We start from the raw sequence: 19585 nt of genomic DNA, 5'->3' as shown, positions 1-19585 counted from the left end.
GGCCCGCTCAGGCGCGGAGGGCGCGGATGGCCCCCGGCGTGACCCCGAAGTACCGCTTGCAGACCCGTGTCAGGTGCGCCTGGTCGGAGAACCCCGTGGCGGCCGCCACCTCGGCCGGCCGCTCCCCGGCCAGGAGCAGGCGCCGGGCGCGGTTGGCGCGCAGCCGCAGCAGATAGGCGTGCGGCGGCAGCCCGTACGCCCGGCGGAAGGCGGCGATGAGCGACGCCCGCGGCATGCCCGCGGCGGCGCTGAGCTCGGCGACGGTGACGGGCTCCGTCCACCGGTCGTGCAGCAACTGCCGGGCCAGGTCCGGGCCCCGGCGCGCCCCCTGGGCGGCCTCGGCGGAGGAGACCCGGCCGGTACGGGCGTGCCGGCGCAGCACCGCGCCCAGGCCGTCGAGCAGCAGGGACTCGGCGGTCAGCGGGTCGCCGGCCCGCTCCTGCTCATGGTGGACGCGGCGCAGCCGGGCGAACAGTTCGGCGTCCCGTACGGCCGTGTCCGGGAACCAGACGCCGCCGGCGCCCAGGTGCTCGCGGGCCAGCTCGTCGACCATCGCGGTGTCGAAGTAGAACATCCGGTACCGCCAGCCGGACTCCCCGGCGGCGAAGCCGGTGTGCACCTGCCCGGGGTTGATGATCACCAGCTGCCCGGCCGGCACCACCACCGTGCCGCCGGCCATGTGCAGCCCCTCGGCGCCCTGTTCGATGACGCCCAGCGAGAGCTGCTCATGGCTGTGCCGGTCGAAGGCGAAGCGCTCGAAGCGGGCGGCCAGGAGCTCCACCTGTGGACTGCCCGCCGCGGTCCACAGCCGTGCGTGCTCGCCTTCCGCTCCCATCGGCGCATGCTCGCAGACCGGCGCGTTCCGGCCTATGGCCGGGCTCACAGCGCGGTCCCCGCGGGCCCGCGCGGCGCCTCGCCGGGGTCAGGAGGAGCCGGGAGCCGCGAGGGCTCCCGTGGCGAACTCGTGCGCCTGGGCGGCCGCTTCGTCGACCGGGACGTGCTTGCCGTCCGGCGGGAAGAAGTCGACGACGCCGACGGCGCCGTAGTCGGCCCAGAAGCAGGTCGTCATCGGGAAGGTGTCGCTGACGTTCTGCTGGCACTTGAGCACCAGGTTCTTGGTGGTGAAGGCCTTCGGCTCGCCGACCGGGTTCCGGCCGTAGCCCTTCTCCAGCTCCATGGTGCGGGAGAAGACCTTGTCCAGCGCGGCGGCGGGGTCCGCGACCTTTTCGTACAGGGTCGTCTGGGTGGTGAGGTCCGGGACGGTCGCCCGCGACCCGCCCTTGCCGAGGGTGATGCGTGTCGCGCCGAAGCAGGAGACGCGGTCCTCCCCGGTGTTCTTGACCTCCTTGAGGCCGTCGTCGCCGTACACCCCCATGTCCAGGTCGCTCCCGAAGTGGAAGCCACCGTTGCCCTTGTCGCAGGTCATGCCTTCCAGCGTGGGCACACGGACTTCCTTGTAGCGCGTGCCGGTGTCCGCGGCGAGCTTCTTCGCCGTCGGCGGCCCGCCCTTCCCGTCGTCGCCGGACCCGCATCCCGCGGCGAGCACGCCGACGGCCAAGACCGCGGCCGCGGTCCCCCACTTGTTCCTCATCGCCGGCTTCCCTCGGTAGCTGCCTGTGATCACCAAGGGATCCTAAGGCCGCCCGGGAACGGGTGTTCCACGCCGACGCCGGTGTTCCGCCCAAGTGGTGCCGGGCGGCGGTCAGCCCTTCCCCGACGCGCCTTCCGCCACGGGCTCCTCCGCGGCAGGAGGAAGATTGCGCCGGTAGAAGCGCCGGTACGCGCGCACGGTCGGCCCGTCCGCGGCCGACCAGAGGTCCCTGGCCACCGGGCGCATCCAGCGCAGGATGTCGAAGTCGGCACGGTGGTTGTGCCTGGCCAGCCGCGCGAGGAAGGCCGCCCACAGACGGTTGACCGGCCAGAACGGCACGTCGGGGCCGAGCTTGCGGACGACCAGGCCCCACGTCGCGAGCGTGACGCCGGGCCGCACGGGGCTCACGGCGGCGATGAAGGCCATCCGGGGCGGTTTCCCCTCCGCCCGTGGGCCCGGCTGCGGGGTCGCCACCGCCGTCGTCGGGCTCGCCATCGAGATCAGGGTGTACGGGCGGAAGTGGTGGATGCGGGAGTCGTCCGCGTCGGCCGGCTGGATCCGGAACGCGAACCGGCGCCCCTCGTCCGTCAGTTGGACGGAGACCATCGGCCGTCCCGGACTGTGCGTGTACGCCCAGTGCGCGGCGTCGGTGACGTGCTCGCCGATCGGCAGCAGATCGGCGTGGCACACGAGCACCTCACCGCCCAGGTACATGTGCCGGCGGTGGTCCTCGGCGAAGGCCAGCTCGTCCATGGGCTCCGGGGCCGGCGACCCGTGCCAGAACCAGATGATGCCGCCCAGCTCGGTCACCGGGACGCTGCTCTGCACCGCCCGGGAGGGGACGCGGCCGGCGCCGGGGATCTTCCGGCACGTCCCGTCGGTGCCGAACTCCCAGGCGTGGAAACCGCAGACCAGCCTCTCCTCGCTCACCCGGCCGCAGCGGCTCAGGTCCGCACCCATGTGACAGCACTGGCTGTCGATCATGCCGACCTGCCCGCCACGCGTCCGGAACAGCGCGTACTCCCGCGCCAGGTACGTCACCGGAACCACCTCGCCACGCCGCAGATGGCGGCTGAACCGGGCGAAGTACCAGCCGACGGGGACGGGCCCCTGCCGCTCGGGACCGACGGGGTGGCGCAGGCTCTGGAGCTCACGGTCGTACGGGCGCGGGCGCCGACGCCGCTGCTTCATGCGGTGACCCCTTCCTCTGCGTCGGCTCCAGTGTGCGGGGAGCCGGAACGGGGCCGTCAGGGCGCGAACCCGCGTGCGGACCCTGTGCGCACGCGAAGGGGGAGCGCACGCCGGGACCTTCACGCCGCGGACCCGTCCGGCTGTCACCGGCAGTCGGCACGGCTCGCCGGGAAGGGCGCCTGGACCCGCGGGAGCGCGCGTTCCCGCGCCACGGAGACGATGAGTTCCCGCAGCCTCTCGACGCACCGGAGCATGCTCTTGTGCGCGACGTCGGTGTCCGGATACCGGCAGGCGAACTGAAGTCCCTCGTGGAGCCTGGTGATCCACACGCACACCTGGTCGCCGTACGAGACCCGGATCAGCCCGTATGCCTTGAGGTCCCGCCATCGCTCCGCACCCGGGACCCCGCGCGCGTCGATGAAGGAGACGATCGAGTACAGATCGGGAGACGTGGGCCGGAAGTCCGAGCCCAGGAGCCGGAGGACGCGGGCCAGAGGCACCCGTGACAGCCGGCTGTTCTCCCGGAGCCCTGTGCGGACCATCTCCAGGGCGCTGTCGAGATCAGGCGCCCGCGCCACGGGGATCTCGATCGGCGCGCCGCCGACGTACCAGCCCACCGAGTCCGACCAGCGGCTCCTCACCCGGGTGTGGAACGGGACGACGGTGCGGTACACCTCCTGTCCACCGAGGTCGCGCACGATGAGGGCGAGGGCCGCGAGAACGCCGACCAGGCTTCCGCCGTACGGCCGGCAGTACGCCTCGAAGGCCTCCGCGTCCGCGTCGTCCACGAGCATCTCGTCCAGGAACTTCTGGGCGGGCAGCGGCCCTTCGGGCGCGAGACCGAGGTCGAGGGGGAAGTCCGGCAGCCTTCCTCCGCAACGGCCGATGAACTCCCGCCACCGGGCGACGATCGCGTGGCCGCCGTCGATCCGGTCGGCTTCCGCGCGCTCGGTCGCGCAGAAGTCGAGGTAGCTGGCGGCCGGTGGCGTCTCCACGGCGCGGCCGTCGAGGCCCGCCGCGTAGAGTTCGTGGATCTCGGCGGGGATGCGCTGGATCGAGTACGCGTCGACGTTGCTGTGGTCGAACGCCATGTAGACGCTGGTGCAGCCGTCCCTGACGACTGCGGCGAAGATGAAGTTCGGCCAGGTGAGGGCGTTCGCCACGGCGTCGAAGCGGTCCTGGAGGTACCGGGTCAGCGCCGTCGTGTCGGCGAAGTCGCCGATGTCCTCGCGGTGCAGCACGACGGCCTCGGCGTCCAGGGTGAAGCGCCGCAAGTCGTCGCCGGCCCAGCGGAAACCGCTGCGCAGCGTCTCGTGCCGACGCGTCCAGTCCCGCAGCGCGGCGTGGAGGACGTCGAGATCGGCTTCTCCCGGGATGTCGAACGCCGTGCCGAGCCAGGTCGGTACGGACAGGCCGTCCTGGTGCACCGATCTCGCCGTCCGGACGTGGGACTCCTGTACGTACGCGGGCGGGCGGGCGTCGTCCGGTGACCTCGTCGCGGCCTCGACGGCCGTCCGGTGCAGCGTCCATTCCACGACGCGGCCGGGCCGGATCTCGCAACGCTGGATGTCGGTCGCTCGCACGAGGCTCTCCGTTCACATGCCCCTCCGGGCATGGACATGGCAGGGGCGGATGGCGGACGACGCCAGGCGGTGGCCGCCGGCCGAGCCGTCGGGGCATCACCGCCACCAGGTCGCCGCCGCTCCGTGCCCGTAGGGGTGTCGCTCTTGGCGCAACCGGACCAACGATCGTCTGATCCGAAGGAAACGCTCCGCCGGCCCGGGCCGGAGAGGGGTGCCCGGACCCGGCGGGATGCCGCGCTAGCCCTCGCCGAGCCGCGCGCGCAGTTCCGCGTTCTGCCGCTCCAGTTCGGCCATGCGCGCGCGGACGGGCTCCAGCGCCGTGTCGAGTTCGGCCTCGGTGAAGCGCGGGGTGATGTGCTGGTGGCAGTTCCAGCTGATGCCCTCGACGTGGATGGTCATCAGGCGTTCCGGCTTGCCGTCGGTGCGTGTGCCGACGAGTCTGCGCGTCAGTCCGGCGTCCTCGTCGAGGGGGAGGGTCCGGGCGCGGCCGAAGAGCTTGAGGCGTGCCTTGCGCGGATAGTCCATGAAGAAGAGGGCGACGCGCCCGTCGGCCCGCACATTGCCGGTGGTGATGTACTGGCGGTTGCCGCGCACGTCGGCGTAGGCCAGCGTCCGCTCGTCCAGGACGTGGACGAAGCCGGGCGGGCCGCCGCGGAACTGCACGTAGGGCCAGCCCGTCTCGCTGACGCTGGCCAGGTAGAACCCGTCGCGGGAGGCGATGAACGACGCTTCGGCGGGGCCCAGCGGGTCGGGTTCGTCTTCCCGGGCGAGGCCGCGCACGCCGACTAAAGCACTGCCGTTCTCCTCCTGGACCCGGCGCACGCTGTCCGTGTAGGCGAGGTGTGCGTAACGCCCCATCAGCGCTCCCCTTCCGCTCCGCCGGTCTCCTCCTCCGAAGGGGCGGCCGGCACCGCGGCGGGCGCGGCGTCCAGGATCGAGGCGAGCAGCCCCGGGAAGCGCCGGTCCAGCTCCTCCCGGCGCACCGTGCTGACCCGGGTGTTGCCCTTCAGGTGCGTCTCCAGCAGGCCCGTCTCGCGCAGGGTCCGCAGGTGGTGGGAGACGGTGGACCGCTTGACCGGGAGGTCGAGCTCGCCGCACGCGGCGGCGCCCTGCCGGCTGAGCAGGCGCACGATCTGGAGCCTGACCGGGTCCGCCAGGGCCTGGAGCACCGTGCCGATCTCCACCTCGGCCAGGTCCGGCTGGGGCAGTCGGGCCTGATCCATCGTTCGCATCTCGCCTCCACGCTTGTTCGATACCGCTCGACATCTACGATACACATCGAACATGCATTACGATGCGCATCGAAATAGATGACGTCCATTGAAATGCGGGTGTACTCATGACACGAACCGTGCGGGCCACCGACGCGCCACGGGAGTCCTGGCGGGGGCATGCCTCCGTGCTGGCCCTGGGAACCTTCGCCGTCGGCACGGACGCCTTCGTCATCGCGGGGCTGCTCCCCGAGATCAGTGACTCCCTCGACGTCTCCGTGGGCGCGGCCGGCCAGCTCGTGAGCGTCTTCTCCCTGGCGTACGCCCTGCTGTCGCCCGTCCTCGCGACCCTGACGTCGCGGTGGTCGCGGCGCAGCGTGCTGATCCTCGCGCTGCTGGTGTTCGCGGTCGGCAACGTCGTCACCGCGCTCGCGCCGAACTACACCCTGGTGCTGATCTCCCGTGTCGTCGCGGCGGCCGGCGCCGCGATGTTCACCCCGAACGCGGGCGCGACCGCCGCCACGCTCGCGGGCGCCGAGCAGCGGGGGAGGGCCATCGCGATCGTGACGGTCGGCCTGACCGCCTCGCTCGCCCTGGGCGCTCCGCTGGGCACCGCGATCGGTGACGCGCTGGGCTGGCAGGCGACCATGTGGTTCGTCACCGGGCTCGCCCTCGTCGTCGCCCCCGTGATCGCCCTGCGGCTGCCCGACGTCGCCGTCGGCGCCCGCGCCGGGCTGCGCCAGCGGCTCGCCCCGCTCACGGACCGCAGGGTCGTCGGCGTGCTGGCCTGCACGCTCATCGCGTTCGTCGGCGTCTACCTCCCCTACACCTACATCAGCGCCGTCTTCGAGCCCGCCACCGGCGGGGACTCCGGCCGGGTGGCGATCCTGCTGCTGGTGTTCGGCCTGGCCGGTACGGCCGGCAACCTCACCGCGGGCCGGCTGGCCGACCGCAAGGGCCCCCGCCAGGTGGTCATCGGGGCGACCCTGCTGCTGACCGTGGTGTTCGGGCTCATGGCCGTCTCCCACTCGTCGTACGCGCTGGCCCTGGTCCTGTCGGCCGTGAGCGGCGTCGGGTCCTGGTCGGTGACCGCCCCGCAGCAGCAGCGCATCATCGCCTTCGCCGCGCCGGGCACCGAACCGCTGGTCGTCTCCCTCAACGCGGCCGTGATGTACCTGGCGATCTCGCTGTCGAGCGTGCTCGGCGCCGGCATCCTCGACCCCGGCGGCCCCGCCCAGATCGCCTGGACCGGTGCGGCCTTCACGGTCGTCGCGGCCCTCGTCACCGTGCTGACCGGGCGCTTCGAGCGCGGTGCGGGCGCCGCCGCGGCGGCCGCGCCCCGGGTCGGCGCCCAGGAGTCACCCGCCAAGTAACGCCCCGGGCCCGCGCCTTTCCCGCGGACCGACCCGCTCCGCCGTCCGCCCGCGCCATGGGCGGACGGCGGAGTGCGTCGTGCCGCCCCAGGAAATCGGATTCCTCCGGTCGCCTTTCACGCCGGAAACCTCTCCGATTGCACCTGAAACCTCTCTGCCGGTTTGGCCGCAACCGGCCACCCTCTGGACGTCAAATGTTCTTCACGCGAAAATAGTTGACGCCTGATAATACCGTTGGTTACGTTGCGACAGCGGATGCCGGGCCGGCTCTTCCCACAGGCACATCTGTCATCGACCGGCACCCGGCTGTGCGGGGCGATTTGCGGAAGGTGTGAATGAACACCCGAGAGACGGCGAAAAAGAGCTCCTGGATTCAGAACCTCACCCCTCGTACGGATCCCGTGGTCCGGCTGGTCTGCCTTCCCTACGCGGGCGCCTCGGCCACGGCCTACAGCGCACTGTCGGCCGCCTTGCCGGAATCCGTCGAGGCGCTCTCCGTGCAGTATCCCGGGCGCCCGGGAAACCGCGAGGAACCACTGATCGCGGACGTCGGCGAGCTCGCCGACCGGATCGCCGGGGAACTCGCCCCGTGGCTCGGCCCGCCGGTGGCCGTCTTCGGTCACAGCTTCGGCTCGGTGGTGGCGTTCGAGGTCACCCGGCGGCTGGAGGCGGCGGGGACGAAGCCGCTGCGCCTCGTCGTCTCCGGCAGGCGGTCCCCCTCCGACGGCCTCGGGGCGTACACGCCGGGCAGCGACGAGGAGATCGTCGCCGAACTCAAGGAGCTCGGCGGAATCCCCGCCAAACTGTTCACCAGGCCCAAATTCCTGAAGCCCGTCCTGGACGTGGTGAAGAACGACTACCGCGCGAACTCCGGCTATCTCACCGGCCCGGAGGCGAAGGTCGCGTGCCCCGTGTCCTTCCTGCTCGCCGACGCCGACCCCTATGTCGCGGGCGGTGGCGAGCAGGGCTGGCGGCGGCACACGTCGGCGGATTTCCGCGTCGAGGATTTCCCCGGTGGCCATTTCTTCCTGAACGAGCACGTCGAACACGTCGCCGGGAAGATCACCGAAACACTCAGGGAAGACATCTACTGATCGCCGGAACAGGAGCGGACGCAGTGGAGGAAGAACCCGGGCAGACGGGGGCACCCGGTCGGCCGACCGAGGGTACGGGGGATTTTCCCGCCCTCCCGTTGCCGTACGGTCAGGAAAACGACGAAGACATCGCTCTCCGTGTCTACGAATACGTTCTCGCGCACCACTCGGTGACCGTCCCGGAAATCGCCGCGGACATCGGGATGCCCGGCACGGCGGTCGCGTGGATCATGCGGAACCTGCGGAAGCTCCGGCTCGTGCGGTACTGCGCGGAGCAGGAGACGTTCACGGCCGTGGACCCGGACTCCGCCCGGGTCGAGCTCGTCCTGCCGCTGGAAGCGGCGATCTACGAGAAGAGACGCGAGCTCGCCCTGGTCCACCGGCAGCTCGGCCGCTTCGCGAACGCCTACAAGCGGCACCTGCGCGCCCAGCAGCGCGGCGAGCTGGTGGTGACCCTGGAGAACCCCCGCGAGCTCTGGCTCAGGCTCGCCGACTCCATCCGTCGCGGCTACGGCGAGATCCTGACGATGTGGCCGGTGAACGGCTGCCGGACGGGCCTGCTGGACGACACCCGGTCCCTGACGCTCGAAGCGGTGCAGCGCGGGGTGCGGGTCCGCGCCCTCTACCCCCACACCGCCCGGTCCCACCCCAGCTTCCGTGCCAACCTCCAGAAGAACCGGGAGACGGGGGCCGAGGTGCGCACCTCCGACGAGGTGTCCCGCTTCCTCGTCATCGTCGACCGCGAAGCGGCGTTCCTGCCGGCGGCCTCCGGCGACGGCGCGAGCTCCGTGGTCACCGCCATGTACGAACCGGTGATCGTGGAGCTGCTGCGCGGCACGTACGAGAACATCTGGCAGTCCGCCTGCTCCTTCGACGGCGCCACCACCCCCGAATCGGCCCTCGACAACGTCAAGGGCTCGATCCTCAAGATGCTCGCCTCCGGTCTCAAGGACGAAGTGATCGCCCGCCGGGTCGGCACCTCCTCCCGGACGCTCAGGCGCTACATCTCCGCCATCATGGAGGAGCTGGACGCCGAGAGCCGCTTCCAGGCCGGGGTGGCCGCCGCCAACGCCGGACTGGTCAGCGGCACGGCCGGCCTCCGCTGACCCGCCGGGCGCTCACCCGGCGCCGGACGGCGCCGCGAGGTCCAGGGGCCGGCCGTGCTGCCGGCACCCCTCCGGCACACCCAGCGCCGCCGCCATCACCAGGCCCTTCTTGTGCGTGATGGACACCTCGACGGAGCCGATGCCGCGCTCCCGCGCGCGTCGCGCGGCGGCCCCCGACAGCCTCACCTCGGGGGCGCCGCTCTCCGCGCGCAGCACGGCCACCTGACGAAACGTCACCCCCGCGCCGACACCCGTGCCCAGGACCTTCAAGGTGGCCTCCTTCGCGGCGAAGCGCCCGGTGAGGAACTCCCGGGCGCGCCCCTCACCCAGACCGCCGGCGAGGGCCAGCTCGCCGGCGTCGTAGACGAAGGAGCGGAACCAGGGCCGGCCCAGCAGACCGCCCAGCTCGTCCTCGGTGAGTACGTCGATACCGATCCACACGGCCGGCTCCCGTCCTGTGTCCGTTCCGTGGCGCGGGGCTCCGGCACGCGGAGCCCCGGGTCACGGGAGGAAGGTTCCCTTGGCGACGCCCTGGAAGACCGCGAGGCGCTGGATGTGGCCGGTCCCCTCCATGAACTCGAAGGCGCGCGCGTCGCGGTACACCTTGTGCAGCCATGGGTCCCGCAGCAGGGCACCGGGCCCGAGGAGGCCGGCCGCGGCGAGCGTGGCGCGCTCGGCCAGTTCCGCGGCGCGCGTCTTGACCGCGGCGATCCGGTCGGCCCGTACCTCGCCCGCGTCGATCGCCGACGCGATCGCGTAGTTGTGCCACCGGGCGGCGTCGAGCCGGTCCTGGAGGTCGTCCAGGCACTGCCGGGCGGCCCCGGCGAGGGCGGGCCGTTCGGCGCGGACGTGGTCCAGGACCGCGCGGGTCAGGCCCAGGGCCGTGCCGGCGAGCACCGGCCGGAAGCGCTGGAGGGTGCGGATGGCGCCGACGAGCCCCCGGCGGCTGGGCTTGAGCGTGTCGTACCCCAGGATCTGCTCCCGCTCCACCCGCACGTTGTCGAGCGTGATCGCGGAGATGCGCGCGCCACGCATGCCGACGGTCGGGATCGGCTCGGCACGGAAGCCGGGGGTCTCCGTGTCGACGAGGACGGCCTCGATGCCCAGCGGGCCCGGCGCCCGGCGGCAGAAGACGACGCCCAGCTGCGCGAACGCGGCGTTGCCCACGTACCGCTTGGCCCCGTCGAGCCGGAAGCCGTCCCCGTCGGGGGTGAGCGCGGTCTCCAGTTCGGCGGCCGCCGAGCCCTTGCCGGGCTCGGTCAGGCCGAAGAACGTCCACGTGGGCTCGGGGCCCGCCAGCCGCTGGTAGTAGGCGTGCCGCTGCTTGTCGTCGCCGAGCGCGCCGACCGCCACACCGGACATCAGCGGCCCCGGGCAGGCCAGCATGAACCCCGCGTCCCCGTAACTGAGCTCCTCGATGGTGAGGGTGTGCTCCAGACACGAACTCATGTCGTACGTGTACGGGCCGATGCGCAGCGGCGACGACACGTACTCCACCGGAACGGTGCAGCCGCGCATCAGGGCGACGGCGGGCAGGTGCAGCCAGCGGTCGACGGCCGTGGGGTCCCGGTCGATCTCCATGCCGGCGTCGCGCAGCCCGGCGGCCGCCTCCCGGACGTGGTCGCGCAGCAGGACCGCGCGCTCGGGCAGTAGCTCACTCATGGCCGGCCTCCGCCTCCGGGTCCTCCGGGCCTTCCGGGTACAGATAGGTGTCGCCGAGCAGTTCGGTCAGGTGGAGCAGGCCGCCGGGCCCCTCGGCCGTGAAGCCGAAGGCGCCGTACAGCTTGAGGGCGGTGCGCCCGGCGTCCACCAGCTCCCGGTGGACGCGGTGGTGGCGGCCGGCGGTGGGCCGGGGCAGCCGCAGGACGTCCCGCGCCTGGGACAGCGCCAGTGCCACATCGGCGACGGAGCCCCGGACGAGCTGCCTGCCGAGCAGCGGGACCCCCTCGGACTCCCGCCGGTCGAGGCGGGCGACGGCGGCGTCGAGCACGCCCCGCAGCGTCCGCCGGTGCAGTTCCAGCAGCGCCTCGCGGAACGTGCCGAGCGCCGCCGCGTCGCTCGCCCGCGGGCCGTGCCGCGCGGCGAGCACGCCGGAGCCGTCCGGGACCGGGGCGCCGTCGCCGAGCCGGCGGACGGAGGCGACGGCCCAGCCGGCGGGGGAGACCACCACACCGCCGGGTACGGCCCGTTCGTGGCAGTCGTCCAGAGCGCCGGCGAAGGCGGCGAGCCGGTCCGCCGCGGTGGCGGGCGAGCCGGTGTCCAGGGCTGTCATCGCCCCTCCTCTCCGGCGGCCGGCCCGGCGTCCGAGCGCAGTACGGCGACATGGGTGTCCCCGGACCGGGGATCGGTGTCGCACAGCACCACGGTGGAGTACGCGGCGCGCCAGGTGCGCCAGTGCCGTGCCAGGGCCAGCCATACGCCGGTGCAGTAGGTGCCGGGATCGGCGTGGAACACCGCCGTGGTCCCCGCGTCCAGGGCGGCGCGGTCCACCCAGGGCCCGGTGACCAGCAGGGTGCCCGCCGGGTCCGCGGCGGTCAGCTCGCGCAGCCGCCCGGCGGGCCCGTGCGCGGCCGCGACGGTCTCCACCGCGGTGACGCGCGGCCCCTCGTCCGTCCCGAGGGCGAGGAGGACGCCGGAGTCGACGAGCCCGTGGTCGTGCACCAGGGGGAAGCGGGTGGGCAGAGTGGTCTGTTCGAGTACGGCGAGCACCGCCCGTTCGCTGCGGCGGCCCTTCTGGAAGGCCGCGACGGCGCGCAGGGCCGTGAACGGCGCGGCCAGCCCCTGCTGGTGGACGCCGAAGTTGGTGGACCCGCCGCCGAGCAGGTGGTCCAGGTAGGGGGCAACCGCGGTGAAGGGGGTGACGTCGGGCAGGGCGTGGGCCACGACCACCAGGTCGGGCGCGAAGTCGCGGATGCCGTCGGCGCCCGCGAGGAGGTCCAGGAGGTCCTGGTGGCGGACGTGGGGAGCGGACCGCAGCAGCTCCTCGTCCACGTCGAGGCCGAAGGGCCCGACCAGGTCGCGGTAGTAGGACAGGGTCCCGGGGGAGTCGTCGAAGGGCCTGCGGGGTGGTGAGACCACCCCGGACGCGGCGAGGAGGGTCGGCATGGGGGTGCGCCTCACACCCCGCTCGGGGCCTGCTGCGAGAGCACGTAGTCGGTGAGCGTGCCGACCGACTTGAAGTCGTCCATGTCGAGGCTCTCCGGGTCGACGGAGATGTCGATGGCGTCCTCCAGAGCCATCAGCATCTCCAGGACCGAGGTGGAGTCCAGGTGCAGGTCCTCGAAGAGGCGTACGTCCTCGGTGAGCCCGGTGACGGGGCGCTCCAGCACCTCGGCGAGTGCCGCCTCGACGGCGGCGACCACGTGGTGACGGTCCATGTCCTTCTCTCCTCAAATGTCGTCGGGTCGGTACGGCGCGGGCCCGGTGGCCGTCAGCGCCGGTCGAAAGGGACGCCGTGCTGCTTGGCGAGCAGGTCCTCCGCGCGGTCCCGGTCACGGACGAGGTGGGCGGTGCCCTCGTGGACGAGCACCTCCGCCGGGAAGCCGTGGCTGAGGAACAGCCCGGGGGACGCGGTGGGCCCGTAGGCGCCGGAGCGCTCCACGCCGATCAGGTCGCCGGGCTCCACCCGGGGCAGCCGCACCTTCTTGCCGATGACGTCGTTGGGCGTGCACAGCGGTCCGGTGACCGTGTAGGTGTGCGCGGCCTCCTCGTCGTAGCGGCTCAGCGACCGGATGGGGAAGTTGCGCTTGACGAAGCTGCCGATGCCCACCGCGGCCATATGGTGGTTGGTGCCGCCGTCGGCGACCACGAACCGCTCGCCCATGGACTCCTTGACGTACAGCGTCCGTACCACATAGGTGCCGCAGGTGGCGGCGAGGTAGCGGCCGAGCTCGTTGATGAGCCGGCAGCCCGGGTGCTCCGCCAGGAAGGGAGCCACGACGTCGTTGATCCCCGCGATCGCGGACCCGGTGTCGAGGTCCTTCTCGTTGTCGAAGTAGGCGACCCCGAAGCCGCCGCCGAAGTCCACCGTGTCCAGGCCGATGCCGAGGGTCTTCGCCAGCTCGGACGACAGGGCGAGGATCTCCCGGGTGTTGTGCACGATGTCGTCGGCGTTCAGGAACCGCGTGCCCATGTAGGCGTGGAAGCCGCGCACCCGCACCCGGCGCAGCCGGGCGATCACGTCACCCGAGCGGCGCAGGAGGTCCGCGTCGATGCCGAACTGCCGCGGCTTGCCGCTCATGGCGAGCCCGGAGCCCTTGGTGTGGAAGTCGGGGTTGACGCGCAGGAGGACGGGCAGGTCGTCGATCCCCCGCTCGGCGGCCATCCGCTCCAGCTGCCCGACCTCGTCGAGGGACTCGCACACGATCGCGTACAGGCCGGCGGTGACGCAGGCCTCCAGTTCGGCCCGGGTCTTGCCGGGGCCGAGGAAGATGATGTCCTCCGGTGCGACGCCGGCCCGCCGGACCGTCATGAGCTCCACCATCGAGGAGATCTCGGCACCCGCGCCGAGCGAGGCGAGGTACCCGCAGACGCCGATGTTGGGGTTGGCCTTGAGGGAGTAGAAGACGTCGACGGCCGGGTGCAGCCGCTGTCTCAGATGGGAGTAGACGTCGCGCAGGACGTCGGCGTCGTAGACGAACAGCGGGGTGCCGAACCGCTCGGCGAGCTCGGTGACCGGTATCCCCTGGACGTGGAACGCGCTGCTCATGGCGTCCTTTCCGTCGTGTCGAAGCGGCTGAGCGCGGTGGTGACGCGCCGGTCCAGCGCGGCCAGGCCGGCCCGGTCGGCGGCGAACAGCACGGCGTAGAGGCGCCCGTCGAACGGAGCGGGGGCCTCGCCCTCGCCGGCCGCGGCCGCCTGGGCGTTGACCGTGCCGAAGCAGGTGACGACCAGCCCGTCGCGGCCCCGGGGCGGCTCGGCCAGCGGGCCGAGCGCCTCGGTCAGCGCCGGGAAGCCGACGGGTTCGGCGAGGCGCAGCGGGTAGTGCTTGGCCAGGGCGGCACCGCCGTACCCGCCGAAGAGTTCGGTGACCCGCCCCTGGTAACTGGACATGTTGAGCCGGGCGTTGATCTCCAGCACCGGGTAGACGAGGTCGTCCGCCCCGAGCAGCGCGTCCACGCCGACGATCCCGAAGAACCCGTCCGCGAACAGCCGCTTGCCGAGCCGTTCGGCGGCCTCGGCGAGCGCGTCCCGCTGGGCGCCGGTCAGGTCCGCGGGCATGACGTGCCCGAGGTGCACACCGCCGGCGGTGAGCGCCTCCTTGACGAAGTCGAGCCGCACCCGCCCCTGGCGGTCGACGGTGAACTGGTAGTTCAGGTCGAAGCGCTTGGGCAGGAAGGCCTCGACGACGACGTGCAGCGCGTCGTCCCCGGTCCTCCGGGCCCTGCGCTCGACCATGCGCAGCAGCTGGTCGGCCTTCTTCCGGCTGTCCAGGACGACCAGGCCCCTGCCGGAGACCCCGTAGGCGTCCTTGACGATGACGGGCCCGCCCTCGCGCAGCCCCTCCTCCAGTGCCTGCCGCAGCTGGCCCGCCGTCTCGCAGCAGAAGCCTGGGATGGTGCGCAGGCCCAGCTCCTCGGCGGCGCGCCGGCTGTAGATCTTGCTGTTGACGCGCTCGTAGGTGGCGGCGTCGGGGACCGCGGAGCGCAGCCCGGTGAGTTCGCTGATGCGCTGTTCCCGGTCCGAGGCACCCATGGGCATCAGATAGGCGCCGTCCCGCGCGAGGGCGCGCAGGCGGTCGAGGAGCTCCGGCGAGTCCAGCACCGCGGCGGCCGTGCCGCCCTCGGCGGCGGGTGCCCGGGTGACCAGCTCGGCGGGCGCGCCCAGGCCCGTCCGCTCGGCGTAGCGCCGGTAGTGCGGGTCCAGGGGGCGGTCGAGCAGCAGATGGTCGCCGGGCTCGGCCAGCAGGGCCCCCAGCTCCTCCATGCGCTGCACGGTGGCCGCCGTGGCGGAGCCGCGTACGGCCGGGATGCCGGTGTACGCGCGTGCCCAGCGGTGTTCGACCTCGAAGTTGCACAGCCAGACGAACCGGGCGGCGCGGTCGCCGGTGAGCGCCTCCTTGAGGTCCTTGGTTGAGGAAAGGCCCTCGGCCGGCAGCGCGGCGCGGGAGATGCCGGACATCCGTCTCACCCCTCCCTGTGAGTGATCACCATGGCGCCGAAGGTGGCACCGAGTCCCACGGACACCAGGACGTAGTGCCCGCCGGGGACCAGGCGGCCCCGGTCGCGCAGCGTCGTGTAGTTCACGAATACGTCCGCCGCGTAGGTATGGCTGTAGAGGGGCACGTTGTCGAGGAAGAACCTGCCGGGGTCGGCGCCCATCTCCTTGATCGTCTGTCGCCACGACACCAGGTTCACGTTGTGCGGGATCACCAGGTCGATGTCGTCGAAGGACAGTTCCGCGCGGGCCACCGCCTCGTGGATGACCTCACCGAGCACGGTGCCGTATACCTGCCCGAAGCCCTGCGTCTGCTCCTTGGTCATGTCCAGCCCCGCGGCGAACTCACCGAGGGTGCGCGTCGTGAAGGAGCGCACCTCGTCCCCGGGGCCGCCGACGGTGACGAGACAGGCCGCCGCGGCGTCGGCCATGATCGCGCTGTGGGGGATCAGCTGGACCTTCGGGGAGTACGCCCGCTCGCCCGTGACCATCAGCGCGTACGCCCCCTCGGGGGCCTCCGCGCGCAGCAGTTCGCCGGCCAGGTCGACGGCACCGAGACTGCTGACGCAGGCCTGGTGCGTCAGGGCGAACGCCTCCGCGTCGTGCAGGCCGAGCTCCTCGCGGATCACCTGGGCGGCGTCGATGTGCGGGGGAGTGACGGCCTGCATCGTGTGCGCGTAGATCACGTACCGGACGTGCCGCCCCTCGGGCAGCGCCTTCAGCGCGCGGCGTGCCGAATGGAGCACCAGGTCGAACAGGCCGGTGTCCGGGTCGAAGCGCAGCCGGTCCAGGCCGTAGATCTTGCGGAAGACCCCGACTTCCGCGCGCCGGAGCCCCAGGCTCCCGGCGACGTCGTCGATCCGCACGCTGCGCTCGGGGAGGAAGGACTCGATCCTCTCCAGCGTCGTGGTGGCGGTCATCCGCGCCTCACCCGCCGACGTACTCGGCGCGTACGAGCCAGCTCCGGGAGGCGCCGCGCCGGTCGCGCGACTGCACCGCGTACGGCCAGCGGCCCTCACCCGCGCCGGGCTCGCCGGGCTCCCTCACGTCCCGCGCCTTCCAGCCCGTGGCCGCGAGGAACTCCTCCGGCTCGTCCGTGCCGAACAGCCAGGGCGTCCCGTCCTCCTTGAGCCCCTTGAGGAACGTCTGCGAGAACGGGCTGCGCAGCAGCGCCTTGCTCACGAAGTCGACCGCCAGCCAGCTGCCTGGCGCGGAGGCCGCGCCGAGAGAGCGCAGCAGCTGCGCGGCCTGATCGCGGGTGAGGAAGAACATCAGCCCCTCGGTGACCCAGAGCGTGGGGCGGGAGGGGTCGAACCCGGCCCGGGTCAGCGCGGGCAGCCATTCCTCGGCCAGATCGGCCTTCACCTCCCGGCGGTCCGCCGTCGCGGTGGCGTCCAGCCGGGCGAGCCGGGCGCGCTTCTCGTCGATGAGCGCGTGGTGGTCCATCTCGTACACCGTGGTGCCGGCGGGCCAGGTGAGGCGGAACGCCCGGGTGTCCATGCCGGCCGCGACGAGGACGACCTGCTCGATGGTGTTCTCGCGCAGCACGGTGGCGATGCTGTCGTCGAAGTACTTGGTGCGGATCGCGATGAACGGGAGCAGACCGCCGCCGCCGTACTTGTCGAGCAGCTCGAAGCCGCGCGGGGCCGCGAGGTCCCGGGCGAACCGGTCCTCGAACATCGCGTCACCGCGCTCGGACTCCACGGCGCGGGCGGCCGCCGTCCACTGGGCCGTATAGGAAACAGCTTCCATGCTCGCTACCTCCGGGGAGAATTCAGACGGTGACGAAGAACGCCTTTTCGATGGCGGAGAGGGTCTGGAAGTCCTGGATGTCGATGGTGTCGAAATCGATCTCCACGCCGCTGGCGCCCTCGATCGCGTAGACGAGCTCGACGAAGGAGAGCGAGTCGACCAGCCTGCTCTCGATCAGGTTCTCGTCCGGCGACAGGGAGTCGCGCTCCGGGTGCCGGCTCAGGATCCACGTACGGACGTCTTCGATTCCGGTCGAAGCCATGTCCACTCCTCGGTTGTCCGGTCGGTCGCCGGCGCCGCCGTCGTCCGACCGATTGCGGGTGGGTCGTCAGGTGTTCCGGGTCAACGCGGAGGGGATTCCGGGGCGGGCCCGGAATAGGCGATCGCGATGGCGCACGGGTCGTCGTGCGAGATGCTCACGTCGACGTACTCGACGAGGGCGGCCCGTGCCAGCCGGGCGGCCCGGCCGCTCAGCTTCACCACGGGCCAGCCGCCGTCCTCCTTGAGGATTTCGATGTCCTGCCACGGCAGGGTCTGCCCCGCCGCCCGGAAGAGTTTGAAGACCGCTTCCTTCGCGGCCAGCCGGCCGGCGATTCCCGGTACGTCCGGGCCGGTCTCCGTCCGGGAGAGCGCGAGCTCCGCGCCGGAGAGCATCCGGGACAGCACGGGCTGCCCCTCGGCGGTCAGCAGGCTCCAGACCCTGCCGTAAGGGACCAGGTCGATACCGACGCGTCCCCGGTCCATGTCAGGAGACCCGGGCGGATGCCCGGCGGACGGCTTCGAGGGCGCGCTGCGCGTCGTCGCCGTGCTGCTCCAGCAGTACCGCGAGCCAGCGTTCGAGACCGAACGCGACGCAGCTGGTGTGGGCGAACTCGCCGTCCTCCCCGCGCCGGATGTCGCAGCGTTCGCCGAAGAAATTGCGGTGGTTGTTCACGGAGGCGATCGCCAGGTCGCCGGCCTGGAACTCGTACTTGACCGGGCTGACCTTCGCCATCAGCGCGCGGGCCCCGCCCTTCTCGAAGAAGGGGTCGGTCGCCGGCACCTTCTCCAGCTTCAGCGACAGCGCGTCGGCGAACGCCAGGATGCGCTCGGTGAACCGGGCGAGGACGCCCTGCGCGTGCTCGGGGCTGCCCAGCGCCACGATCTCCCGCATCTGGAAGCTCAGCAGCCGGCGCAGGCCGCTGAAGTGGTCCTCGTGCCGGAAGCAGCGGTTGACGAGCGTGACCGAGGTGTCCTCCGTGAGACGGGCGTTCTCGTAGTAGAGGAAGGCGCCGTAGCAGGTGGCGTGCGACAGCCCGATCCGCGCGTCCTTGAGGTCCTGCCGCTCGAACCTGCCCCCGGACGGCTTGCGGGATCCTTCGAGGTCCAGGGCGGCGCCGGCGAAGACCAGGTGCGGGAAGTTCGTGTAGACGTCGAACTTCTCCAGGTCGCGCAGCGGGTAGACGGGCGGCGGCTGGATCTCGCGCGCGCCCGAGGCCCGCCCCCAGCCGGAGAACGTACGGTCCAGCTCCAGGACCAGATCCGTCCGGTCGGGCGACAGGATGACCACGGCGTCCGTGGCACCGCCGCCGGGCGTGCGGGTGAAGCCGGTGTCGTGCTGCGGGACGACTGTCATCGGATGATCCCCGTCTTCTCCAGGTACTTGGCGGTCTTGCGGTAGACGCTCCGCTCGAACTCGGCGCGGGCGGGCGACTCCAGCAGTTCCCGGCGCAGTTCCTGCGGCTTCTCTATCCCGGCGTCCCGGTACACCTGCGGGTTGTACAGCGTCTCGAAGCTGTAGGTCATATAGCGCTTGACGTACGCCGCTATGTCGTCCAGCTCCTGCTCGGTGGACGTCCGCCGCACCTCCGCGAAAAGGACGGAAACCAGCTCCCGGCCGAAGGCGATGTGCCGGGACTCGTCCTGGTGGTGAATGCGGTTGATGGCCCGGATCGTGTCGTCCAGCCGGTCGTCGAGCGCCATTTTGGAGTTGAAGTGGTCGACCAGCTCCTCGAAGATGAGGATGCGGGTGAACACCAGCAGGCTTTCCACGTCCGGCCGCGGCGCCTCGGCGCTGATGCCGCCCGGCTGGCGGTATATCTTGCCGTACCGGAGGCAGAACTCCGCGAAGAACCACATGTGTTCGTTCTCCTCACCGATGAAATGGTGGAAGAACTCGGAAGGGGTCTCGAAGCCCTTGGTGTGGATCCGTCTGGTCACATCGATGAGCAGCTCGCGGATGCCGTGCACATTGAGGCTGTAGAAATTGAGACTCTCCTGGCGCGACAGCGCGTGGAGCTGTTTGTCGGTGAGCCGCTCGGCCGCGGCCGTGCCATGCGTCGTGGTGAGTTCCGGGCTCATCCACCACATGTCCTCGGGAAGGCTGTCCGGCCATTCGAAGAGCTTGTACGGGTTGTAGTAATCCTCGACCGACTTCGAGCTCAGCCGGTCGAGGATACCCAGGAAGCGATTGTTCTGGTCGATCAGGGTACTGACCACGCCTACTCCCTCACATCGCCTGATGTCCTGCGCGTTCACGACGATAAAGA

At 71.7% G+C, this 19585-nt stretch carries 22 protein-coding genes; 3 read left to right on the top strand and 19 right to left on the bottom strand.

What is annotated here, in order from left to right; translation table 11 throughout:
- Positions 1 to 7 precede the first annotated feature (7 nt).
- The 6 genes from SMD11_RS01950 to SMD11_RS01925 all read right to left on the bottom strand — a co-directional run bounded on the left by SMD11_RS01950 (position 8) and on the right by SMD11_RS01925 (position 5588).
- Positions 8 to 835 (bottom strand): AraC family transcriptional regulator, encoded by an 828-nt coding sequence (locus SMD11_RS01950; protein WP_087924743.1) that lies wholly within the window; start codon positions 833 to 835, stop codon positions 8 to 10.
- 87 nt (positions 836 to 922) lie between these two features.
- Positions 923 to 1591 (bottom strand): hypothetical protein, encoded by a 669-nt coding sequence (locus SMD11_RS01945; RefSeq protein ID WP_087924742.1) that lies wholly within the window; start codon positions 1589 to 1591, stop codon positions 923 to 925.
- 111 nt (positions 1592 to 1702) lie between these two features.
- Positions 1703 to 2782 carry a Rieske 2Fe-2S domain-containing protein gene (locus SMD11_RS01940; RefSeq protein WP_087924741.1) on the bottom strand — a complete coding sequence of 360 codons (1080 nt, stop codon included), beginning with the start codon at positions 2780 to 2782 and terminating at the stop codon, positions 1703 to 1705.
- Positions 2783 to 2925: 143 nt separating this feature from the next.
- Positions 2926 to 4365: a condensation domain-containing protein gene (locus SMD11_RS01935; protein ID WP_087924740.1), complete on the bottom strand. Its 1440-nt coding sequence runs from the start codon at positions 4363 to 4365 to the stop codon at positions 2926 to 2928.
- Positions 4366 to 4602: 237 nt separating this feature from the next.
- Positions 4603 to 5223 (bottom strand): pyridoxamine 5'-phosphate oxidase family protein, encoded by a 621-nt coding sequence (locus tag SMD11_RS01930; RefSeq protein WP_087924739.1) that lies wholly within the window; start codon positions 5221 to 5223, stop codon positions 4603 to 4605.
- On the bottom strand, positions 5223 to 5588 hold the full coding sequence (locus tag SMD11_RS01925; RefSeq protein WP_234365847.1) for an ArsR/SmtB family transcription factor: 366 nt from the start codon (positions 5586 to 5588) through the stop codon (positions 5223 to 5225). The genes SMD11_RS01930 and SMD11_RS01925 overlap by 1 nt, the downstream gene beginning before the upstream one ends.
- A 116-nt stretch (positions 5589 to 5704) precedes the next feature.
- On the opposite strand from SMD11_RS01925, the gene SMD11_RS01920 reads away from it, so the two are divergent.
- The 3 genes from SMD11_RS01920 (at position 5705) to SMD11_RS01910 (ending at position 9149) form a co-directional block, all read left to right on the top strand.
- Positions 5705 to 6949, top strand: coding sequence for an MFS transporter (locus SMD11_RS01920; protein ID WP_087924737.1), 1245 nt, complete (start codon positions 5705 to 5707; stop codon positions 6947 to 6949).
- A gap of 335 nt (positions 6950 to 7284) precedes the next feature.
- Positions 7285 to 8043 (top strand): thioesterase II family protein, encoded by a 759-nt coding sequence (locus SMD11_RS01915; RefSeq protein WP_087924736.1) that lies wholly within the window; start codon positions 7285 to 7287, stop codon positions 8041 to 8043.
- 170 nt (positions 8044 to 8213) lie between these two features.
- A complete protein-coding gene (locus SMD11_RS01910; RefSeq protein WP_159395184.1) occupies positions 8214 to 9149 on the top strand; it encodes a LuxR C-terminal-related transcriptional regulator in 936 nt (311 codons plus the stop codon).
- A gap of 12 nt (positions 9150 to 9161) precedes the next feature.
- Here the strand turns inward: SMD11_RS01910 and SMD11_RS01905 are convergent, their stop codons facing one another.
- The 13 genes from SMD11_RS01905 to SMD11_RS01845 form a co-directional block, all read right to left on the bottom strand.
- Positions 9162 to 9590, bottom strand: a complete 429-nt coding sequence (locus SMD11_RS01905) for a holo-ACP synthase (protein ID WP_087924734.1) — start codon at positions 9588 to 9590, stop codon at positions 9162 to 9164.
- A gap of 60 nt (positions 9591 to 9650) precedes the next feature.
- Positions 9651 to 10811: an acyl-CoA dehydrogenase family protein gene (locus tag SMD11_RS01900; RefSeq protein ID WP_087924733.1), complete on the bottom strand. Its 1161-nt coding sequence runs from the start codon at positions 10809 to 10811 to the stop codon at positions 9651 to 9653.
- Positions 10804 to 11421 carry a hypothetical protein gene (locus SMD11_RS01895; protein WP_087924732.1) on the bottom strand — a complete coding sequence of 206 codons (618 nt, stop codon included), beginning with the start codon at positions 11419 to 11421 and terminating at the stop codon, positions 10804 to 10806. Before SMD11_RS01895 ends, SMD11_RS01900 begins: the two co-directional genes overlap by 8 nt.
- Positions 11418 to 12254 (bottom strand): hypothetical protein, encoded by an 837-nt coding sequence (locus tag SMD11_RS01890; protein WP_087924731.1) that lies wholly within the window; start codon positions 12252 to 12254, stop codon positions 11418 to 11420. Before SMD11_RS01890 ends, SMD11_RS01895 begins: the two co-directional genes overlap by 4 nt.
- 11 nt (positions 12255 to 12265) lie before the next feature.
- Entirely contained in the window at positions 12266 to 12526 is a 261-nt protein-coding gene (locus SMD11_RS01885) for an acyl carrier protein (RefSeq protein ID WP_087924730.1), read from the bottom strand.
- Positions 12527 to 12579: 53 nt separating this feature from the next.
- Complete coding sequence (locus SMD11_RS01880) at positions 12580 to 13857, bottom strand: type III PLP-dependent enzyme (RefSeq protein WP_087924729.1); 1278 nt, start codon at positions 13855 to 13857, stop codon at positions 12580 to 12582.
- A complete protein-coding gene (locus SMD11_RS01875) occupies positions 13854 to 15269 on the bottom strand; it encodes an ATP-grasp domain-containing protein (RefSeq protein WP_087924728.1) in 1416 nt (471 codons plus the stop codon). Before SMD11_RS01875 ends, SMD11_RS01880 begins: the two co-directional genes overlap by 4 nt.
- A gap of 5 nt (positions 15270 to 15274) precedes the next feature.
- Positions 15275 to 16225: a 3-oxoacyl-[acyl-carrier-protein] synthase III C-terminal domain-containing protein gene (locus SMD11_RS01870; RefSeq protein WP_087924727.1), complete on the bottom strand. Its 951-nt coding sequence runs from the start codon at positions 16223 to 16225 to the stop codon at positions 15275 to 15277.
- A 7-nt stretch (positions 16226 to 16232) separates the two neighbouring features.
- Positions 16233 to 17057, bottom strand: coding sequence for a class I SAM-dependent methyltransferase (locus SMD11_RS01865; RefSeq protein ID WP_087924726.1), 825 nt, complete (start codon positions 17055 to 17057; stop codon positions 16233 to 16235).
- Positions 17058 to 17079: 22 nt separating this feature from the next.
- On the bottom strand, positions 17080 to 17319 hold the full coding sequence (locus SMD11_RS01860) for a phosphopantetheine-binding protein (RefSeq protein ID WP_087924725.1): 240 nt from the start codon (positions 17317 to 17319) through the stop codon (positions 17080 to 17082).
- An 80-nt stretch (positions 17320 to 17399) separates the two neighbouring features.
- Positions 17400 to 17801 carry a holo-ACP synthase gene (locus SMD11_RS01855; protein ID WP_087924724.1) on the bottom strand — a complete coding sequence of 134 codons (402 nt, stop codon included), beginning with the start codon at positions 17799 to 17801 and terminating at the stop codon, positions 17400 to 17402.
- Between the two features lies 1 nt (position 17802).
- A complete protein-coding gene (locus SMD11_RS01850) occupies positions 17803 to 18672 on the bottom strand; it encodes an aminoacyl--tRNA ligase-related protein (protein ID WP_087924723.1) in 870 nt (289 codons plus the stop codon).
- Complete coding sequence (locus tag SMD11_RS01845; protein WP_087924722.1) at positions 18669 to 19535, bottom strand: diiron oxygenase; 867 nt, start codon at positions 19533 to 19535, stop codon at positions 18669 to 18671. The genes SMD11_RS01850 and SMD11_RS01845 overlap by 4 nt, the downstream gene beginning before the upstream one ends.
- Positions 19536 to 19585 lie beyond the last annotated feature (50 nt).

The organism is Streptomyces albireticuli, from assembly GCF_002192455.1.
Classification (GTDB): domain Bacteria; phylum Actinomycetota; class Actinomycetes; order Streptomycetales; family Streptomycetaceae; genus Streptomyces; species Streptomyces albireticuli_B.
Note: the sequence above shows the minus strand (reverse complement) of the source record. Positions and strands in the feature narration are given on the sequence as shown.

Bases quoted from the DNA above. Each gene is read 5' to 3' on its own strand.
- SMD11_RS01950 (WP_087924743.1), bottom strand. From the start codon at position 835: ATGGGAGCGGAAGGCGAGCACGCACGGCTGTGGACCGCGGCGGGCAGT.
- SMD11_RS01945 (WP_087924742.1), bottom strand. From the start codon at position 1,591: ATGAGGAACAAGTGGGGGACCGCGGCCGCGGTCTTGGCCGTCGGCGTG.
- SMD11_RS01940 (WP_087924741.1), bottom strand. From the start codon at position 2,782: ATGAAGCAGCGGCGTCGGCGCCCGCGCCCGTACGACCGTGAGCTCCAG.
- SMD11_RS01930 (WP_087924739.1), bottom strand. From the start codon at position 5,223: ATGGGGCGTTACGCACACCTCGCCTACACGGACAGCGTGCGCCGGGTC.
- SMD11_RS01925 (WP_234365847.1), bottom strand. From the start codon at position 5,588: ATGGATCAGGCCCGACTGCCCCAGCCGGACCTGGCCGAGGTGGAGATC.
- SMD11_RS01920 (WP_087924737.1), top strand. From the start codon at position 5,705: ATGACACGAACCGTGCGGGCCACCGACGCGCCACGGGAGTCCTGGCGG.
- SMD11_RS01915 (WP_087924736.1), top strand. From the start codon at position 7,285: ATGAACACCCGAGAGACGGCGAAAAAGAGCTCCTGGATTCAGAACCTC.
- SMD11_RS01900 (WP_087924733.1), bottom strand. From the start codon at position 10,811: ATGAGTGAGCTACTGCCCGAGCGCGCGGTCCTGCTGCGCGACCACGTC.
- SMD11_RS01895 (WP_087924732.1), bottom strand. From the start codon at position 11,421: ATGACAGCCCTGGACACCGGCTCGCCCGCCACCGCGGCGGACCGGCTC.
- SMD11_RS01890 (WP_087924731.1), bottom strand. From the start codon at position 12,254: ATGCCGACCCTCCTCGCCGCGTCCGGGGTGGTCTCACCACCCCGCAGG.
- SMD11_RS01885 (WP_087924730.1), bottom strand. From the start codon at position 12,526: ATGGACCGTCACCACGTGGTCGCCGCCGTCGAGGCGGCACTCGCCGAG.
- SMD11_RS01880 (WP_087924729.1), bottom strand. From the start codon at position 13,857: ATGAGCAGCGCGTTCCACGTCCAGGGGATACCGGTCACCGAGCTCGCC.
- SMD11_RS01875 (WP_087924728.1), bottom strand. From the start codon at position 15,269: ATGTCCGGCATCTCCCGCGCCGCGCTGCCGGCCGAGGGCCTTTCCTCA.
- SMD11_RS01870 (WP_087924727.1), bottom strand. From the start codon at position 16,225: ATGACCGCCACCACGACGCTGGAGAGGATCGAGTCCTTCCTCCCCGAG.
- SMD11_RS01865 (WP_087924726.1), bottom strand. From the start codon at position 17,057: ATGGAAGCTGTTTCCTATACGGCCCAGTGGACGGCGGCCGCCCGCGCC.
- SMD11_RS01860 (WP_087924725.1), bottom strand. From the start codon at position 17,319: ATGGCTTCGACCGGAATCGAAGACGTCCGTACGTGGATCCTGAGCCGG.
- SMD11_RS01855 (WP_087924724.1), bottom strand. From the start codon at position 17,801: ATGGACCGGGGACGCGTCGGTATCGACCTGGTCCCTTACGGCAGGGTC.
- SMD11_RS01850 (WP_087924723.1), bottom strand. From the start codon at position 18,672: ATGACAGTCGTCCCGCAGCACGACACCGGCTTCACCCGCACGCCCGGC.